This window comes from Paenibacillus violae, assembly GCF_032461945.1.
GTDB lineage: Bacteria > Bacillota > Bacilli > Paenibacillales > NBRC-103111 > Paenibacillus_E > Paenibacillus_E violae.
Genome location: NZ_JAWCUD010000001.1, coordinates 212,009 through 228,635, shown reverse-complemented (window position 1 = coordinate 228,635; position 16,627 = coordinate 212,009). Strand labels below are relative to the sequence as shown.

16 protein-coding genes are annotated in these 16,627 nt (G+C 48.6%); 2 read left to right on the top strand and 14 right to left on the bottom strand.

The features are described from left to right. Positions 1 to 18 precede the first annotated feature (18 nt). Positions 19 to 957 carry an AraC family transcriptional regulator gene (locus RQP52_RS00860; protein WP_315948865.1) on the top strand — a complete coding sequence of 313 codons (939 nt, stop codon included), beginning with the start codon at positions 19 to 21 and terminating at the stop codon, positions 955 to 957. A 171-nt stretch (positions 958 to 1,128) separates the two neighbouring features. On the opposite strand, the gene RQP52_RS00855 is transcribed toward RQP52_RS00860, so the two are convergent. From RQP52_RS00855 to RQP52_RS00805, 11 genes are all read right to left on the bottom strand, one after another. Further along, positions 1,129 to 1,830 (bottom strand): hypothetical protein, encoded by a 702-nt coding sequence (locus tag RQP52_RS00855; RefSeq protein ID WP_315948863.1) that lies wholly within the window; start codon positions 1,828 to 1,830, stop codon positions 1,129 to 1,131. A gap of 200 nt (positions 1,831 to 2,030) precedes the next feature. Next, on the bottom strand, positions 2,031 to 2,495 hold the full coding sequence (locus tag RQP52_RS00850; protein ID WP_315948861.1) for an SRPBCC family protein: 465 nt from the start codon (positions 2,493 to 2,495) through the stop codon (positions 2,031 to 2,033). After that, a complete protein-coding gene (locus RQP52_RS00845) occupies positions 2,476 to 3,336 on the bottom strand; it encodes a sugar phosphate isomerase/epimerase family protein (protein ID WP_315948860.1) in 861 nt (286 codons plus the stop codon). The genes RQP52_RS00850 and RQP52_RS00845 overlap by 20 nt, the downstream gene beginning before the upstream one ends. A gap of 27 nt (positions 3,337 to 3,363) precedes the next feature. After that, positions 3,364 to 4,323 carry an acetylxylan esterase gene (locus RQP52_RS00840; protein ID WP_315948858.1) on the bottom strand — a complete coding sequence of 320 codons (960 nt, stop codon included), beginning with the start codon at positions 4,321 to 4,323 and terminating at the stop codon, positions 3,364 to 3,366. Positions 4,324 to 4,673: 350 nt separating this feature from the next. Next, positions 4,674 to 6,410 (bottom strand): AAA family ATPase, encoded by a 1,737-nt coding sequence (locus RQP52_RS00835; RefSeq protein ID WP_315948857.1) that lies wholly within the window; start codon positions 6,408 to 6,410, stop codon positions 4,674 to 4,676. A 49-nt stretch (positions 6,411 to 6,459) separates the two neighbouring features. Further along, positions 6,460 to 6,750 carry a hypothetical protein gene (locus RQP52_RS00830; RefSeq protein WP_161407345.1) on the bottom strand — a complete coding sequence of 97 codons (291 nt, stop codon included), beginning with the start codon at positions 6,748 to 6,750 and terminating at the stop codon, positions 6,460 to 6,462. A 339-nt stretch (positions 6,751 to 7,089) separates the two neighbouring features. Further along, entirely contained in the window at positions 7,090 to 7,407 is a 318-nt protein-coding gene (locus RQP52_RS00825) for an NIPSNAP family protein (protein ID WP_315948855.1), read from the bottom strand. Between the two features lie 58 nt (positions 7,408 to 7,465). Then, a complete protein-coding gene (locus RQP52_RS00820) occupies positions 7,466 to 8,209 on the bottom strand; it encodes an SDR family NAD(P)-dependent oxidoreductase (protein WP_315948854.1) in 744 nt (247 codons plus the stop codon). Between the two features lie 197 nt (positions 8,210 to 8,406). Next, positions 8,407 to 9,573, bottom strand: a complete 1,167-nt coding sequence (locus RQP52_RS00815) for a YbfB/YjiJ family MFS transporter (RefSeq protein WP_315948852.1) — start codon at positions 9,571 to 9,573, stop codon at positions 8,407 to 8,409. Between the two features lie 421 nt (positions 9,574 to 9,994). After that, on the bottom strand, positions 9,995 to 11,146 hold the full coding sequence (locus RQP52_RS00810) for a glycoside hydrolase family 88 protein (protein WP_315948850.1): 1,152 nt from the start codon (positions 11,144 to 11,146) through the stop codon (positions 9,995 to 9,997). 24 nt (positions 11,147 to 11,170) lie between these two features. Further along, positions 11,171 to 13,684 (bottom strand): glycoside hydrolase family 2 protein, encoded by a 2,514-nt coding sequence (locus tag RQP52_RS00805; protein WP_315948848.1) that lies wholly within the window; start codon positions 13,682 to 13,684, stop codon positions 11,171 to 11,173. Between the two features lie 121 nt (positions 13,685 to 13,805). On the opposite strand from RQP52_RS00805, the gene RQP52_RS00800 reads away from it, so the two are divergent. After that, on the top strand, positions 13,806 to 14,720 hold the full coding sequence (locus RQP52_RS00800; protein ID WP_315948847.1) for an AraC family transcriptional regulator: 915 nt from the start codon (positions 13,806 to 13,808) through the stop codon (positions 14,718 to 14,720). A 341-nt stretch (positions 14,721 to 15,061) separates the two neighbouring features. On the opposite strand, the gene RQP52_RS00795 is transcribed toward RQP52_RS00800, so the two are convergent. Genes RQP52_RS00795 through RQP52_RS00785 form a run of 3 tightly spaced genes read right to left on the bottom strand, consistent with a single transcriptional unit; the run spans position 15,062 to position 16,548 of the window. Beyond that, entirely contained in the window at positions 15,062 to 15,388 is a 327-nt protein-coding gene (locus RQP52_RS00795; RefSeq protein ID WP_315948846.1) for a hypothetical protein, read from the bottom strand. Between the two features lie 20 nt (positions 15,389 to 15,408). Next, positions 15,409 to 16,107, bottom strand: a complete 699-nt coding sequence (locus tag RQP52_RS00790) for a pirin family protein (protein WP_315948844.1) — start codon at positions 16,105 to 16,107, stop codon at positions 15,409 to 15,411. 27 nt (positions 16,108 to 16,134) lie between these two features. After that, on the bottom strand, positions 16,135 to 16,548 hold the full coding sequence (locus RQP52_RS00785) for a DoxX family protein (protein WP_181646421.1): 414 nt from the start codon (positions 16,546 to 16,548) through the stop codon (positions 16,135 to 16,137). Positions 16,549 to 16,627: the final 79 nt, after the last annotated feature.

Below are 16,627 nucleotides of genomic sequence, written 5' to 3'. Positions count from 1 at the left end.
TGAGGGAGCAATGTGACCATGCCAAGAAAGCTGGGTTCCTATTTCGCCGCTGAATACATCGAAGATAACGGTTTTCTTTATGTGAATGAAGTCAAAGAAACACAATGGCTGCTAGAGCATGTTCACGATTTTATAGAGATTGTTGTAGTGCTTGATGGCAAAGGCATTCAGTATATCGATGGCCAACCTATGCACGTTCAGGAGGGGGATGTCTTCGCCCTGCCCATCGGTGTTTCTCACGTTTTTCGTCCTTCACCGGCCAAGCGTGCCGCCCCGCTGATCGTCCGTAATATCATGATTCGCTCGGAATGGCTTGAACATTTGAAGATTTGCCTTCCCGACTTATCCATCAAGCAATTGATCGATTGGCTGGTTGGCAAAGGGGATCGCACTGACTCCCTGCAGCGCTGGGCCAAGGCAGCCGATCATCTGGGCGCTATTCGCAGAATCAGTGAAAGCATGCAGGACATTCTGGCCAAGCGAGATGCGGCTTATTTAACTCAGGCCATGGCTTTGGTTACTGAACTGCTCGTATTGTTAATTCGCTGCTCCGAATGGCGGTTTGCCACTATGATGGCGCACATGAGTGACTCCAATAAAGAGTTATTGAGCCTTCCCCCAACTAGAAGCTCAAACCGCAACGTTGAACAATTCCTTGATTACCTTACTCATGCGATGCCCGATGACTATACGTTACCGATGCTAACTGAGAAATTCCAGTTGAGCGAGCGCCAGATTCTGAGGATCTGCCATCGGCATCTGGGTACCAGCTACATGCGTTTCGTTCAAAAACAAAGAATAACACATAGCTGCCGCCTTCTGGCGTCTCCGGATTTGAAAGTCTATGAAGTGATGCACGCTTCAGGTTTCCAGAATGCCGATTATTTTAACCGGCTGTTCAAAAGACACACCGGCCTAACCCCAAGCGCCTATCGTAAATTGCTCCTGCATAAGTAAAAGACATGAAGAATCCCCCTGCCAACGGAATCGTTGAGAGGGGGATTGTGGGATCAACCTTAACTATCACTATACTCCCCAGTCTCCTATAAAATGGTCTGAATTTATGCTCATTTTTATACTTAATGCCGGAATGCAGTGTTGAGATCAGCATGATATCTCTCCTACTTTTTACATGACTAACCGGCCGGAGCAGCACGGACAGTTATCATTTTGCATATATACTTCTGAAACAAGTTTTAGATAGTCCATGGAGCTGCTTAGATCCATATCCTCCGGATTCATCCGGTATTGCTTGCCATTCATCATATTCCACACCTGCAGACGCTCCGGCATTTTGCCAAATGCTTTATAGCAATATACGACGGTCATATGGAAAAACATCTGCACCGCTGCATCGTTTTCTTCCATCATATATTTATGAATGACGAACGAATCTTTCGTCGGCTCCATGACTTGCATAATCATAGACAAACCCAAGTTAAGTTCTTCAACCCACACATTGCTGCTTTCAAAAAGCATCAGCGGGCAATCCACTGCATTTATCCCGGTAAGTGCTTTGTACAGATGCATAAGCACGCTTCGCTTAACATCCCCGTAGCATCCAAGTGAATCAAACTTGCGAAATTTATTCGTCCAGCGCCGCTCAAACAATTTCGTTAAGGTCAGAAACGTTCGAGACTTGAGCGGCAGCGAGTACCATTCGTTAATCGCGTGATACGCGGCATATTGTGTAAGCTGTTTCCAATCCGGTTCATCCGGTCGGTCCTTACCGATAACTTGCGTATGGCTCCGAATCCAACGCTCCAGTTGATAATCAGCAAGCACTTGCATGGTTCCCATGCCCATTCCGACTTCATTTTCGTTAATCATATGTATGGGACACCCCCGTGATGTGGTTGATAGCTTGAACTAATTGATAATGATTTTCAATTTCACTTAATATATCAAATGATAATGTTTCTCAATAAAACTGTCAAGATATCTGCAAAAAAAAGTAAAAAGGAATCCCAGCCTCTTATCGCGGCCTGCGGGATTCCCTTTTATGTCTCACAATCGGCATCATCGATGCCTTAAATTTGTCTCACTGCTTCCTCTGCCGCAGACTTGATATACAGGTTCCTCTGCAATAAAAAGTCACGCATATAGGCTTCCAAGAACCATTTATCCGCTAATTTCCCTAGAACACCCATCGGTGAAGTATATATGAAGGTATCAATCATCCGCGTTCCGCCTTCGATAGGAACAAATTCGTGGGTATGCTTGAAATTTTTGAAAGCACCGCGAACTTGTTCATCAACAAAATAAGATGGGCGTGCCATTTCCGTTATTTTCGCAGTCAGCTTCTGTTTGATCCCAAAATGGATTGCTTCCCAAGTTACGGTCTCTCCCAGTTCGATCAGTCCGCTTGTGCGGCCTGCGATCGGTCTTTCCCTGGTCTGAGCGGTTGACTTCGCATGGATATCAATGCTTCTGGCCAAATCAAAGATAACTTCTGCCGGTGCGTGTATGAGCAGTTCAATTCGAATGGATGGCATGCCATAATGCCTCTGCGATTTTTTTGAAAACGAGCGCTTGCTCCCAGCGATTGGAAATTTCCTTCCCGCCATCTCTGACCATCGCATAAGAAGCCGGTCCCAGCTCACACACAAACGGAAAAGAATCCCCTTCAGCAGCTGTTTGCGCCCATTGCCTCATCCCTTCACTCCACCACCCGGCAAAATGTTTCACCATCGGATGCTCGCCAAGCTCTCCGATATCCACCTGAACTTGGTTGCCGTTCGATACCCGGGCATGAATGCTTGAAGTGCGCTGCAGCAGTTTAGCGAATAAGTTCTCTGTCATCGGGTCAGCTCCTTCTTCGCCAATGGCAGAACCGACGATGTAGTGAGACAGGTCATTCGTTAACCGAAGCTTCGGAAGCGCCTGTACATATTCTGCTGTCCGAAGCAGATCTTGGGTCACACGTCCGCGGTGCGTTTCAACGAAGAATGGGATTCCCACTTCCTCGGCTTGCTGAATGAGCCCATTCAACCCGGAGATGGCTTCGAACCCGACCGTATATTGATCAAGCACTTGGGCGTTGATATAGCGGGCTCCGAATTGTTTGGCCGCCTGCAGGAAAACCGTGATACCCTCTCCCGCACGCGGGAAGGGAACCATTTGCACCCCAAAACTAAAATTGTATTCCTGCAGCAAACGATGCCATTTATCCGCTTCTTCTCTTTGGGGCAATCTTCCTAAAATACCGGTGAAGCCGGCTTCCGCCAGCATCTCGAATTTTTGCTCCATGGACCATTCCGCTTCACCGTTTCCTAGTCCCGACATCGCCCACCAGGATTGTTGAACATCTAATCGTAAATGGCTGTTAACCGTCATCATTTTCGCCTCCAACACAAACTCAAATCACTCACTAAAGCATTCTTGCAAAAAGCGAATAACTTTTCTGTGATGCTCTTCACTCGTTTCATGTCCCGAAAATGGATAATCGTAGATGCGTTTTGAACAAGTCAACCGGTTATACGCGGCATATATCGTATCCGGCATGCAGACGGTGTCCTTCCAACCGACCGACATCAGCACAGGAGCCTGAATACGATGAGCAAGGTTCACAATGTCGAAATAAGCCAATGATTCTAAAGCCTGTCCCAGCTTATCCGGATGGCGTTTCAAGTAGTTGGCAATCTCCGTAAGGGAACCTGTGGAATGCAGAATGCCATAGTCTAAATGGCACATATTCGGAATGTCGGCAACGACTGCCTTGACATGAGTGCTGAGTGCTCCAGCGAGCAATGCCATGCCGCCGCCTTGGCTTGCGCCGACAACGGCTATCCGGCGAGCATCGATTTCGGGCTGCTGCCGGGCGGCTTCCACGGCGCGAACGACATCCAGCGCAAGCGCCAAATAATAGCTGCGCTCCTTGTTGAGCAGGTTCTGCGAAACCCAGCCTCTCGAAGAACCGGCATCATCCTGAAGGAGATTGCCTGTTTCTCCGGCTTGTCCTCTGGCGTCAACAGCCAGAACGGCATAGCCGAGCAGCAGCCAGACTGCGTACCGCTCAGGAAGGCCTCTGTCTCCACCGTAACCGGGGAACATGACGACACAAGGCGGCTTCTGGCTCCCACTCGGTCCATCAGGGACGAGAAACCACGCGTTAATTGGCGTGCCGTCATGGCCGAGATAGGTCAGCTTGTCCATCCGAACAGAAGGAAATAACGGAGATTGCCGCTCCCTTCGGACCGATAGCGGCTGCCGGGATGCCGCTTCGAGCGTGCTGCTCCAAAAAGTATCGATGCTGTTCCTATCGAGCGTTGGTGCTGGAGTGTATTGTTCCAGTTCTTTTTTGCGTTTCGTGAAAGCATTCATCTCGTGACATCCTTTCCAGATAGGCAGGTTTCTTCTTCATGCTACCTCTATTGAATAATAAAGTATATAGGTGTGGTATGGCATGAGTTAAGTTGATCAACGATACAACATTGAGGAACCACAGGCTGCTATTCTAGCAAATTCGACCGTTTCCGCGTTTAAGCGGAACTACAGGGCGTTATTTGAGCGCCTAACCCCGTTTTCTTGAAGAAAACGGTCAGATAGCGGCCCACAGTTCCCTTCCGCGCGAAAAAGAGCCTATTTCGATGAATAGCGCCCCCTAGTTCCCTGTTTGCCGGGGAGGAACAAAAATGCCCCAGCGGTATCAACCTCCCGCTGGGACAGCTCATTTATTCGGAATCCTTGGATTCCTCCTCATTCTTTTCAAGCAGTTTTGCCGGTGCTTCTTTGCTCGGCGCATTGAGCACTGGCGGCTTCACATCGGGCAGAATAGGCCGACTATGTCCGTACAGCTGCACGAAGATTTCTTCAATCTCATCTCCGGTTAGATCACCGCGCTTCAGCAGCTCTTCTGCAATGGCGTGTACGAAACCGTCGTATTCCTTGACGAGCTTCTTCACTTCGAGCATCTGATCTTTCAGCAGCTCATTAATTTTAGGCCGGAGCGCCTTCAAACCCTCAGCATGGGAGCCGATAGCGAGAAAACTGAACAGTTCATCGCCCATCCCAACCATCCCCAAGTATGATCCTGCCAGCAATGTTGCCTGCTGGAGATCCGAAGTTACCCCATTCAATTTCTTGTTCAGGAACTCCTCTTCCACGGCACGAGCAGCCAGACAGACTTGAATTTCTGCTAAAATCTCACTGTCGCTTCGGTTATAACGCTCATGCGTCGGTTTCGTCGCAGCGAGTCCGAGTGCACCGCCACGGCGAATAATCGTCACCTTCCACACGCGTTCATGCGGCTTAAGCAGGAACTGTGCCACCGCATGGCCCGCCTCGTGGTAGGCCACATTCCGCTTCTCATCGTCTCTCATCGAACGAAGCGGCTGTTTAAGCCCCCACTCGTAGGTCTCCATCGCAGCTCGAAAGTCTTCGTAACTAGCCACTTGGGCGCCACGTTGATGCGCGATGACAACGGCTTCGTTCACGATATGCTTGATCTGCGCCGGGCTGTATCCGATGGAGTCGAGCCCCGCTGCTTCCGCAGTAAGCGAAGCGTCCGTTTTCACTTTTTTCAAGTAGTACTGGAAGATGTCTACCCGTCCGTCATAGTCGGGAACATCGACCCACAGCTGCCGGTCGAATCGACCTGGCCGCAGCAAAGCAGAGTCCAGGACGTCAGGCAAGTTCGTTGCCGCGACTGTCAGTACCGCTGGCCTCTCCGCCTTTTTGCGGCGCAGCCCCAGCGAACGGAGCATCTTGGCGATTTTGGAGCTGTCGATATTCGGCGGGTCCATCTGCAAGAGAAGCTCATTGAGCAGGCCGGAGCCTCCGCCCATGCCCATCATTCCCATCATACCTGCGCCAGCGCCCCCTTGACGACTCATGCCGATCGCATCGATCTCGTCAATGAAGATAATGCAGGCGCCGTACACTCTCGCTAGCTTCCGCGCCTTCCGGAAGATCCCCATTACTTTCAGGTTACCTACGCCGAAGAACATGTTCTGAAAGCTTGGAGCTGAAGCGTAAGCGAAAGGCACTTGCGCTTCATTGGCAATTACTTGAGCCAAGTAAGATTTCCCGGTGCCGGGAGGCCCGCATAACAACAATCCACGGATTGCCTCCCCACCCATCTCCTTGAACTCCTTGACCCCTTTGAGCAGGGTCACAATCCGCTTCGCATTCTCAACAATTTCGGGGTTCCCCCGATAATCGTCCCAGGTTGCGCCGGTCTCGCCAGGCAATATCCAGTAGGTGCGTCCCCTGGCAAGAAACCAGAAGAGTGCTACGAACTGGATGATCATGAATAGTACTGCGAATAACAACTGGAATAACAAGCTGGCGATGGTTAACGCGGCATTCCAATAGGTCGGCCCTCCTACCCATAACAACACACCGATAATAACGAGGGCTGCTAGCCAGAGGATGAATTTTCGCCACCTAATCCACTGATATCTCCTCATGGCATCACTTCCTTTCCTGGGACCAACTTAAAGAAGGCCCGCTAGTTATTTATTGGAAAATTCTTTTGATATCCAATAAATATTTGAGAATGACAGCGACCCCACAGATGAAATAAAAGATCACAAGAATCCAACCTGTGGGATCGATTGAAACTAAATTTACGAGCACATTCAAAGGTAAAACATAATAGAGGACATCTTTTAAATAACCTAGTACAAATGTAACATCGAAAGCTCCTTCCCAGAACATTTTGAAGAAGGAAATTAGAAAATGGATAATCATTAATCCAAATATGGCCCATAATGTGTAAATCATCCAGCCCGCAACTGTTAATATCACTTTTCACCACCACCTTCCTACATCGTATGCTAGGAATACTGACAGGTGAAAATGATATGAGATTCAGTTTCGACACTAGATTAAAACCAATATATTCTATTTATTTCATATTAAGACCGAGTGCGGTTTAAAATCAAGCATAATGTTAAGAGGGCTCCAGTTCAGAGTATACGGATGAAAAATTTGGAATTTCAGTATAGAAAATAACAGTAATTAAGGTCACAAATGTTACCATTTCTTTGTCTTATTTCCAACATTGGATGAGTGATGGACGAACGAAAAAAGGCCAACCAGACATCCTGGTTGACCTACGATTTCATATGTTTCCACAGATTTCTTTTACTTGAAAAAAGGTGCTTTTTTCATGTAGACGACTTCTATTTTCTCATGCAGAGGTCCGTCTACTTCGCTTTTTTCTTTTAGCTCCAGCCATTCTGGATCCTCGAAAAAAGCTTGGAAATTCCGTTCACGGGAAGCCATGTCTGGATGCTCAAGCACGTAATACAACCGCTCTTTGGATTCGTCCGCGTCTACCCAAAAATTCGTTACCTTCATCTCATGTTTAGCAAAAATGCTAATCGTACCATCCCGAAACCGATTCAATATTGCATCCATTTTCCCGGGAGTCACATCATAAATCCGCAGTTCATATAGCATAAACCCCATCCTCCTATATTATTCAGTATTTGTCTTGATCCAGAAAATTATTTACAGCTTACCACTGTCCAGCATTTTGTCCGCCATCGACATGCAGAATCTCACCTGTCACGAATTGTGCTGATTCCAGGTAGATAATGGCGTCAACAATATCCTGAGCTTCGCCCATTCGGCCAACTGGGTGCAGCTGAGCTAAATAATCATGGGTCTCAACCGAATGCATTGGCGTCTTCGTAACTCCTGGAGCGACAGCATTCACGCGAATCCCCTTGTCCGCATATTCAATCGCCAGCGATTTCGTAGCAGCGTTCAAGCCTCCTTTGGAAAGTGCAGCAAGCACAGATGGCACGGCTTTGATCGGTTGCTCGGCAGCACCGCTTGCCGTAATGTTGACGATGTGGCCGGAACCTGCTTTCAGCATCACGGACAGCGCTCGTTGAGTAACATGGAAGAACCCATCTACATTGGTCGATAGAACAGATCCAAATTCGGCTTCAGTAATTTCTGTGAATGGCTTCGCAATAAAGATACCCGCGTTATTCACAAGCGTGTCGATACGTCCGAAGCGAGACAGTGTTTCGTTGATTAAACGTTCAGCAGTTTGCGGATCTGAAATGTCACCCGCCACATATCCGATCTTTGCACCCGTTGGATCAATCTCTCTTGCCGTTTCTGCCAGCTCTTGTTCGCGGCGTCCATTGATGACTACGTTCGCCCCTCGTTTAACGAATTCCATTGCGGCTGCTTTTCCAATACCGCTGCTTCCACCTGTAATGACGACTGTTTTGTTTTGAAAATTCATGTTTATACGCTCCTTTGTTTACCTATTAAAAGGTAGGTTTTATTTAAAAAATATAAGTGCCCGATCTACTCCCTCATCATACATGAGAATAGTTATCCTGAATAATACAGAATAATGATACCGGGCATCTCTAATTCATATAGCTAACCGAAAAACGACGTGCCCATGCCCGGCACATTTCGGCGTTAATTTTCACGTTACCTACTCAGTTTGAGCTGTTTCCGATCAGTGCTGCCAATACCCAGCGGTAGGCTCACCGCGCCCAAGAGGACGATAAGAGCAGCTCCAATCAAGGCTGACAAGTAGCTTCCATTTCCCGATATCAGATGACCGGCAATGAGTGGTCCGATGATTTGCCCCAAGCCGAAGAAAGTGGTAAGCAGCCCAATTATTTTCCGGTTATTCTGCGGATACAAATCCTTGGCAAAAGAAACGGTCAACATCGTGATCCCCATAAAAGTTGCACCGAACAGGAAGGCGCCGACAAACACGGCCGTTGATGAATGAATAAGCACCGGAATTGCAATGCCAACGGATTGTAAGATCATCGAGAAAGTCAAAGTCCACTTTTTTCCCCATTGAGAAGCCAGCTTCGACCACAAGATACACGAAGGCGCTCCAGCGATACCAACTAGGATCCAGCTGAGCGATGCGATATTCGGGAGATTGGAAACCGTCTTAGCATACGCTACAAGGTAAGTCCCCGTAACGATATAGCCTAAACCTTCCAATCCATAGGCAATCGTCAACCATATCAATATCCGACGACCCCCCGAAGATTGCTCGTTACGAGGCGATGGAACCGTCTTCGCTCCGGAATGCTTGTCCCGCAGCAAATACCAAGCTGCCAAACCTAGGAGCAAACTGATCAAACCCAGTCCCTTCCATACTTCGATCCAATCGCCGGTCTTTGCAAGCATCGGAACTGAAAATCCGGTCAACAGAATGCCCGCTCCCACGCCACCGTAAAAAATGCCGGCTTGGAGCTGCGATAAGCGATCCATAACCATGCTGGATGCGATGACGAACACAACAGCGCTGGCAAGACCCGATAAAAACCGGAGCAAAAGCCATATCTCAAGACTGTGGAATTCCCCCATTCCCCAAGTCGTCACAATGCTTCCGATCAACCCAACAAGCAGCAGCCTTGACCGGTTATTCACTTGAACCAGGGTCAGAAGAAACGCTCCGATTAAATACCCCAAATAATTGCTTGAAGCCAGATAACCCGCTCCGGCTGGTGAGAACAGATGGTTTTCCATCATCATCGGCAGGATGGGAGTAAACGCGAATCTTCCGATTCCCATCGCTACCATCATTGCCGCGATGCCTCCTATAAGAACAGTAACCGTGTTTCTTTTCATTACGCGTTCCTCCTTTATTATTTTTGGACCGCGTAACCATGATACTTTGATTTTTGCTCATCTGCATAATACAGAATGATGATGAGAACTATCTTGAATTCAGATATCCAGAAAAGCTTAGCTTTTTGAGGAACCACAGGCCGTTATTCTAGCATACTCAGCTCGTTTCCGCGTTCAAGCGGAACTACAAGCCCTTATTTGACCGCATGATCCCGTTTTCTTTAAGAAAACGCACAATTAGCGGCCCACAGTTCCCTTCCACGCGAAAAAAAGAATATTTCGATGAAATAGCGCCCTTCATTGCGCAGGAAGGAGCCGTTAGAACGAGGAGTATGCTTCGCTTACCCCAACATATAAGTTAAAAAACCGTCAGGGAACATCCCTGACGGTTGCTTATGCCAGTGGAGGCTATGGCATCCTCCTAGAAAATCCGCTGCTTCCAGCCCAGCAGTTTGGCGATCGACTCCACGTAATAGTAGTCACCGTAGATAAGTGATACATTAATGTTTTGCCCGGCCGGTTTGTTACCTGTGCCTTCTAGCAAAATAGCTTGATGCTCCGGCTGATCCCATGTCCCGTAATTCTGTGTAAGCGACAGCAGGATGCGCTCCGCTGCGCGGCGGTATACATTGCCTTCAACAGCCGGCAAAAATTCGGCCAGCTCAATCAACCCCGATGCGGCGCAAGTAGCAGCCGATGTATCCCTAGGCTCAGCATCCAGCGATTCAGCCGCGCGGAAATCCCAATGCGCCACATGATCCTCCGGCAGGCACGCCAGAAAATAATTCGCTACACGTTGTGCTGCACGCAAGTAACGCACCTCTCCCGTATAACGGTAGACGTTCGCGAGCCCATTCAGCGCCCATGAGGCTCCACGGCTCCATGCTGACTGCGGTCCTGCACCTTGGCCGCCTAAGGATTCAATTAGCTCTCCCGTCTTCGGATCGAAGCTCAGGATATGATTCACCGAACCGTCTTCGCGGATAAACTTGTCAACGACCGTATCCGCATGGGCTCTGCCGATTTGCTCAAAACGCGGGTCGCCCGTCGCTTCCGCTGCCCAGAACAGGATGGACAGGTTCATGGTGGAGTCGACGATGGACCAGCCGATTTTCTCCTGATTCCATGCCCGAAGGAAGCTGCCAGCCAGGTTAAAACGGCCTGCCAAGAAATTAGCGGCCTGCAGGCCGCGGCGCAAACCATCGCTGTCGCCAGTCAGTTTATGCTTAATAACCGCTGTAGGCAAATATTGAAAGCCCACATCGTGATGAAAATTGTTGGTCCGAATGCTAGCTTGCTCCAGCTTTTCATCCCAGCGCCATGCAGCTTCCTTATAATGTTCTTTTCCTGTCACATCATAAAGAATCCAAAGAATTCCCGGCCAGAAGCCGGATGTCCACCAATCGATCCGCATGTCATCGTACAGTCCGTCTTCCTTCGCGACATGGGGTGATTTGTCACCAAGCTGCTCGATCATACGATCCACTTTTACCTGCAGCGCTTCCCAGACTTGGGGCATAATTTCTTCAAACTTTTGAGCAGCATTCCATGTTGCTGTTTGGTTCACACTCATCGTTATAACCTCCTATTAATGGTTTCAACCCTTCACTACAACTACCTGAGTAACGGTAGGCATTCCCTCACAAGCGGCACTGATAACAGATGTATACGAGCGCTGCCCATCACGGCTGCCATCCAACTTAGATATCAGTGACGAGGCCGGACCACCTGCACTTACAAAATCCGTCACCGTAATCCCAGCCGGCAAACCGCCATACGGATCTATATAAATCCCCGCACGGCCTGACGCTAATTGTGTAAGTCTCGAACCGCGAATCGTACCTAGATTGTCCAGCAGCTTGCCGTCACCGGCTAATCCAAACCGGACAAAGGACACTGCATCCGGGCAAAATACGCCTGCCGCATCATAGGCGAGCACTTCTGCATATACCCTGCCGTCTTCCAGCGTTGTTGTCGTCAACTCCAGCTGCGCCGGCTCGCCCCATGACTCCGTTTGATATCGGAAACTCAACTCGTCGCTCACTGTAACACCGCCACGAACCGCTTCTGCGCGCAAATGGTTCTCGCCAACACGCAGTTCCGTCTCCCAACGCAAACCTGCGGATGGGAAATCTTGTGAGTCGCGGCGCTTCACGCCAAGGCTTTCGCCATTGAGGAACAGTTCCACTTCCTCCGCATTGGAATACACCTTGATCATCTTCCGCTCGCCATCGGCTCCCCAGCGCACCGGCATGGAATGACCATATAGGCGCACCATCGGTTTCTCAGACCAATAGGATTGGAAAACATAATAAGCTTCTTTCGGCGTCAGATCCCGCTCAACAATCCCTTTCATATTCAAATAAGGAATTGGCGAATCCGGCCGCACCGGCGTAGAGAAATCCTTAAACGACCACTGCGCCGCCCCCGTCAACCAGCTCATATTCTCTTGCGATTTCAAGTACCAATCGATCATTTCACAGAAATAGGTCTCTGACCAGTCGCCGTCACGAGATACGCGCGGCTCGCCGCCGGTCAGCAAGTAATCCCCGTCCCGCTCGTCCGTTGCACCTTCGGATTGCTTCATAAAAGTAAAGCCCGTGTAGGTTTCCTCGACATGCCGGGTCGGCAAATTATCTGCGCCCCATTCCATATGGAAGAAGGAGTCGACATTCTCGAAAGCCGTTTTACTGCTTGACTCATAGTCCGTATAGACTCCACGGTACCAACCGGCCCATATCGAAGGCGAATAAACGTCAACGATATCCTTGCAAAACTCACAGCGGCGAATCGACGTTAATCGGCTTGGGTCCAGCTCATGCGAGAGGTCATGCAATTCCTTCATGAAGGTGCGGATTTCCTGCTGATCGAAGTAATCGAAATCGCATTCCCAATCATTCTCGTTCCCAAGACCCCATAGGATAATCGATGGGTGGTTGTAATGCTGTTCAATCATTGCTGTGAGCATATCGGTACACTGCTTGCGGTATTCCGGTCCGCCAAGGCCTCCGCGGCACCAAGGAATTTCTTCCCAAACGAGGAGCCCAAACTCATCGCATAAGTCAAGCACGATTCGTGACTGTTGATAGTGGCCAAGGCGAATAAAATTAGCGCCCATGTCCTTGATCAACTGCATTTCTTCACGAATCAAGACCTCGCTCATCGCCGCGCCTACACCAGCATGATCCTCGTGGCGATGCGTTCCGCGCAGCAGAAGCCGCTCGCCATTGAGCTTAAATGGTCCCCGCTTTACAAACTCAAAACTGCGGAAACCAAATTTCTCCGTTAACACAGTTTCGCCATCTTCACAAACCAGCATCACCGAACAGTGATACAAGTTCGGCTCAGTCACCGACCATAGCCGCGGCCCAGGCACTTCGAAAGCAGCGAGTTCTTTCTCCCCCTGCCATGCCGGTAAAGTCACTTCGGACTGCCCGATAACCAAGCCATCCTGCTGCATTACCTTAATCGTCAAAGTAACATTACCGCTAATTGCATCCGGATTATAAAGCTTCGCCCGCACTTTGACTTTCCCGTTGTCCGCTTTTCCACCAACAATCGCATCCAAATCAGTCTGGACATGCACGCTGGACAAGGAGATTTGCGGCACATACACAAGGTTCAAATAGCGGTACACCCCGCCATACAGATTGAAATCGCTTGCATCAGAAGGAATCGTCTCTAACTCCCTGCTGTTATCGCACGCAATGGCCACTGGAACTTGCCCTGCGTAACGCTCTATCCCCTTAGCCCGCTCCACAGCCTCCGTAATGTCAACGGTAAATTCATCATAACCGCCCAGGTGCGAATCTACTTTCTCTGTGTACACATAAACATCCGTTCGCTGACCAGCACCTTCAAAATGCAGCAGGGTCCTCCCTTTCGGATACGGGTTGTCAACCTCCAACCGGCTTCGGTACCAGCCTTGTCCTTGATAATACTTGCTATCTGGGTCCATTACGTCATACCCATTGTAAGTGTGGGGAAGCGTGACCGTTTCCCACGGCACGTTATAGTGATTTTGCAGCTTATCTGACCGCCAAACCTCCCAAGCACCGCCTAAGGATCCGCGATAATGCTCCCAATTTTCGTTTAACCTGCGCTTTTTCATGAACGAGTCGTTCCTCCTCTAGCTGCTCCATTACCTACCCTCATCGTACCAAAAAAAAAGCGAATAATGTGTAGCCCTCTTATGATAAAATGTTGTTAGATTACGATGAGGAGTTTTCGTTATGAAGCTAATGAACTACATGAATCTAAATGTTCATCCCGTGCAACTATCGTTTTTCAAAAATAGAACGCATGAGTTTGAGGAAATCTTTCACGCTCACCAGGGGATGGAACTTCTTATCGTCCATGAAGGCAGAGGCATCGCCATAATTGAGCAACAAATCGTTGAAATGACGCCGGGGGCCATCTTTTGCTTTCGACCGTTTCAGCTGCACCGTCTTCGTATGTATAACCTACCGCAGGAGAGTTACGTTCGCTCGCTGTTCGTTCTCGAGCCTGCTGTCTTAGAGGCAGCACTTGCCGCCTTTCCGTCACTGCAGGAATTTTTACGCAAATTGTGGAAAGATCCGTTATCTCCACAATCCTTCCAGTGTTCGAATCTTACGGAACTCGAACAATTATTTCGCCTTTATGCCCCTAGAATTGAGGCTGCCATTGATCAAGGCACAGAAAGGCTGCTGGAAGAACAGCTGCTTTTCCTAACGGCCTTTATCCACCAAGTGCGCACAGGGTTTGAGACGACAATCACCTCTCAAACAGACCTGACGCAGGTGCATCCGCGCAAAAGCTCAACAACGGCTGAACGCATGCTCTCTTGGATCGAAGAGAATTATAGCAAGCCGTTCAAGCTGGAAGACCTAGCACAAGCCGTTCATCTTACTCCGAACCACGTGTCGGCAACCTTCCGGCAATCGATCGGCAGTACGATTACCGAATACTTGACCGCCAGACGCATTCGCCAGGCCTGCTGGCTGCTCAAAACAACCGACATGTCTGTTCAAGACATTGGGGAAGCGGTCGGGCTCGGCAATTTTTCATACTTTTGCCAACTGTTCAAAAAACATGTCGGCTACACGCCTTACACGTTTAAAGGCATGCATCGCTACGAGGATCTCGCTTCATTAACTCAAGAGTAGCCGGCTCTTTATGCACTATCGGAATGGTTCCAGTGGATGAAATCCAATGAACCCATTGTTTTGAAGGCTTTATTACCTATCCTATTGGATGAATTCCAGTGGGATAAGTTAATTGCGGCGCTAAAGCACCGGATATAGCAGTCAACATTGGATTTCGTCCAATGCAATTAACCATTTAGATGCCCCGTTGGGGGTTCCGCTGGATTTTGTCCAATGCAATCAACATTTTCAAGTGCTTATTGTGATTCTCTTGATTAGTCAATAAAAAAAGCTGTCACAAAAGCAGAAAATTCTACCTTTGCGACAGCTTTCTTCTATATATATGGTTTTCACTTTCACATTTACATATCAAACTCATCCGGCACATAATCGATACGGGACCGAGCCTTGATCGTCAGCTGCTCAAGATGGTCTTCATATCCGACAGGTCCCTCTTTGACGTAAAACCAAATCTTCCGTGTCGGTTGATCGTCAAACTCCTGAAAAAGAAAAACATTAAGCTCATGCTTCCACTTCAGCAATTCCTCAATAGCCGCGCTCTTCGGCGTAGATATCGTAATCCGCCAGCCTTCACCATCCGGAAGGACATCATATCGAAGAGAATCTGTTTCCGAATGGATAAAAGTACGGCCCCCGACAGCATGTTTAACAATGAGTACTTCTTTCATTACATCCCTCCTCAGCTCCGTTATGGAAGGTCAATCAGCATGAAAAATGCATCTTCCTCTGCCTCAACAATCAGGTTGGACTCGGACTCGATGCGAGCTGTGTCTCCTGTTTTGAGCTGTTTTCCGCTGACCGTAACTCGCCCTTCGATGACAAACATAAACACTCGACGCCCTTCCGCTTGCTCAAAAGGCAGCGTCCTCCCTTGATCAAGCCGACTCAAGTACAGCGTCAAGTCTTGATTGATCATCGCCGCTTTTTCGGATCCCTCCGGTGTCACAACGGGCAGGAGAGCATTTCGCAATTGCTCAGCGTCGTAGCGGCGGGTTTCGTATGTTGGAAACAGCCCAAGCTCACGCGGCTCAAACCAAAGCTGGAGAAACCGGGTCGACTCGGTTTTGGATGCATTAAACTCAGCATGCACGATCCCCGTGCCAGCGCTCATCCGCTGCACTTCTCCTGCTGAAGTAATCTCCGAGTTTCCGAGATTATCCGAGTGTTGAACAGCTCCCTCAAGCACAATCGTAACAATTTCCATGTCACTGTGAGGATGCGCGCCAAATCCTCGACCCGGTGCTACAGCATCATCATTACATACACGCATAACGCCAAAGTCGGTATTATTCGGGTCATAATACTCTCCGAAAGAGAAACTTAATCGGCTTTGAAGCCATCCTAAATTGACTTGATAACGGTTCTCTGCCGCATAAATCTGAATCATAGGATCCTCCGTTTTAAAGTTAATTGCTTATAGCGCTGATGATTGACCTTTATTAAAGAGCGAATCTATGGCAAGCCGTTGGCTTCCGTTGATTAGCAAATAAACAGCCATACCGATTAAAGCAAGATCAAGCTCATATCCTGCCATTTGCCCATTTCCAAGAAAACCGACAGCCAGCTTCACTTTGAACGTCGCAATCAGCAGGATAATTGCCAATATTGCGGACACAATACGTGTACCTAGTCCTAAAATCAGGGCAATCCCGCCTACCAATTCGATTGTTGCCACGACATAGGCCAAGGATCCGGGAATACCAATGCTTTCGAACCAACCTGCAATATTGCCGATTCCTCCTTGGAATTTGGCAACGCCATGGGATAAAAAGATAATTCCGAGCAGCACTCTTAATAGTAATGCCCCCAATTGCTGATAATTCTTCACGTAAAGAACTTCCCCTTTCAAAGCTAACTTTTTTAAAGTATTGAACTTTATGTTCGTATAATATCGTTATACGCTTACT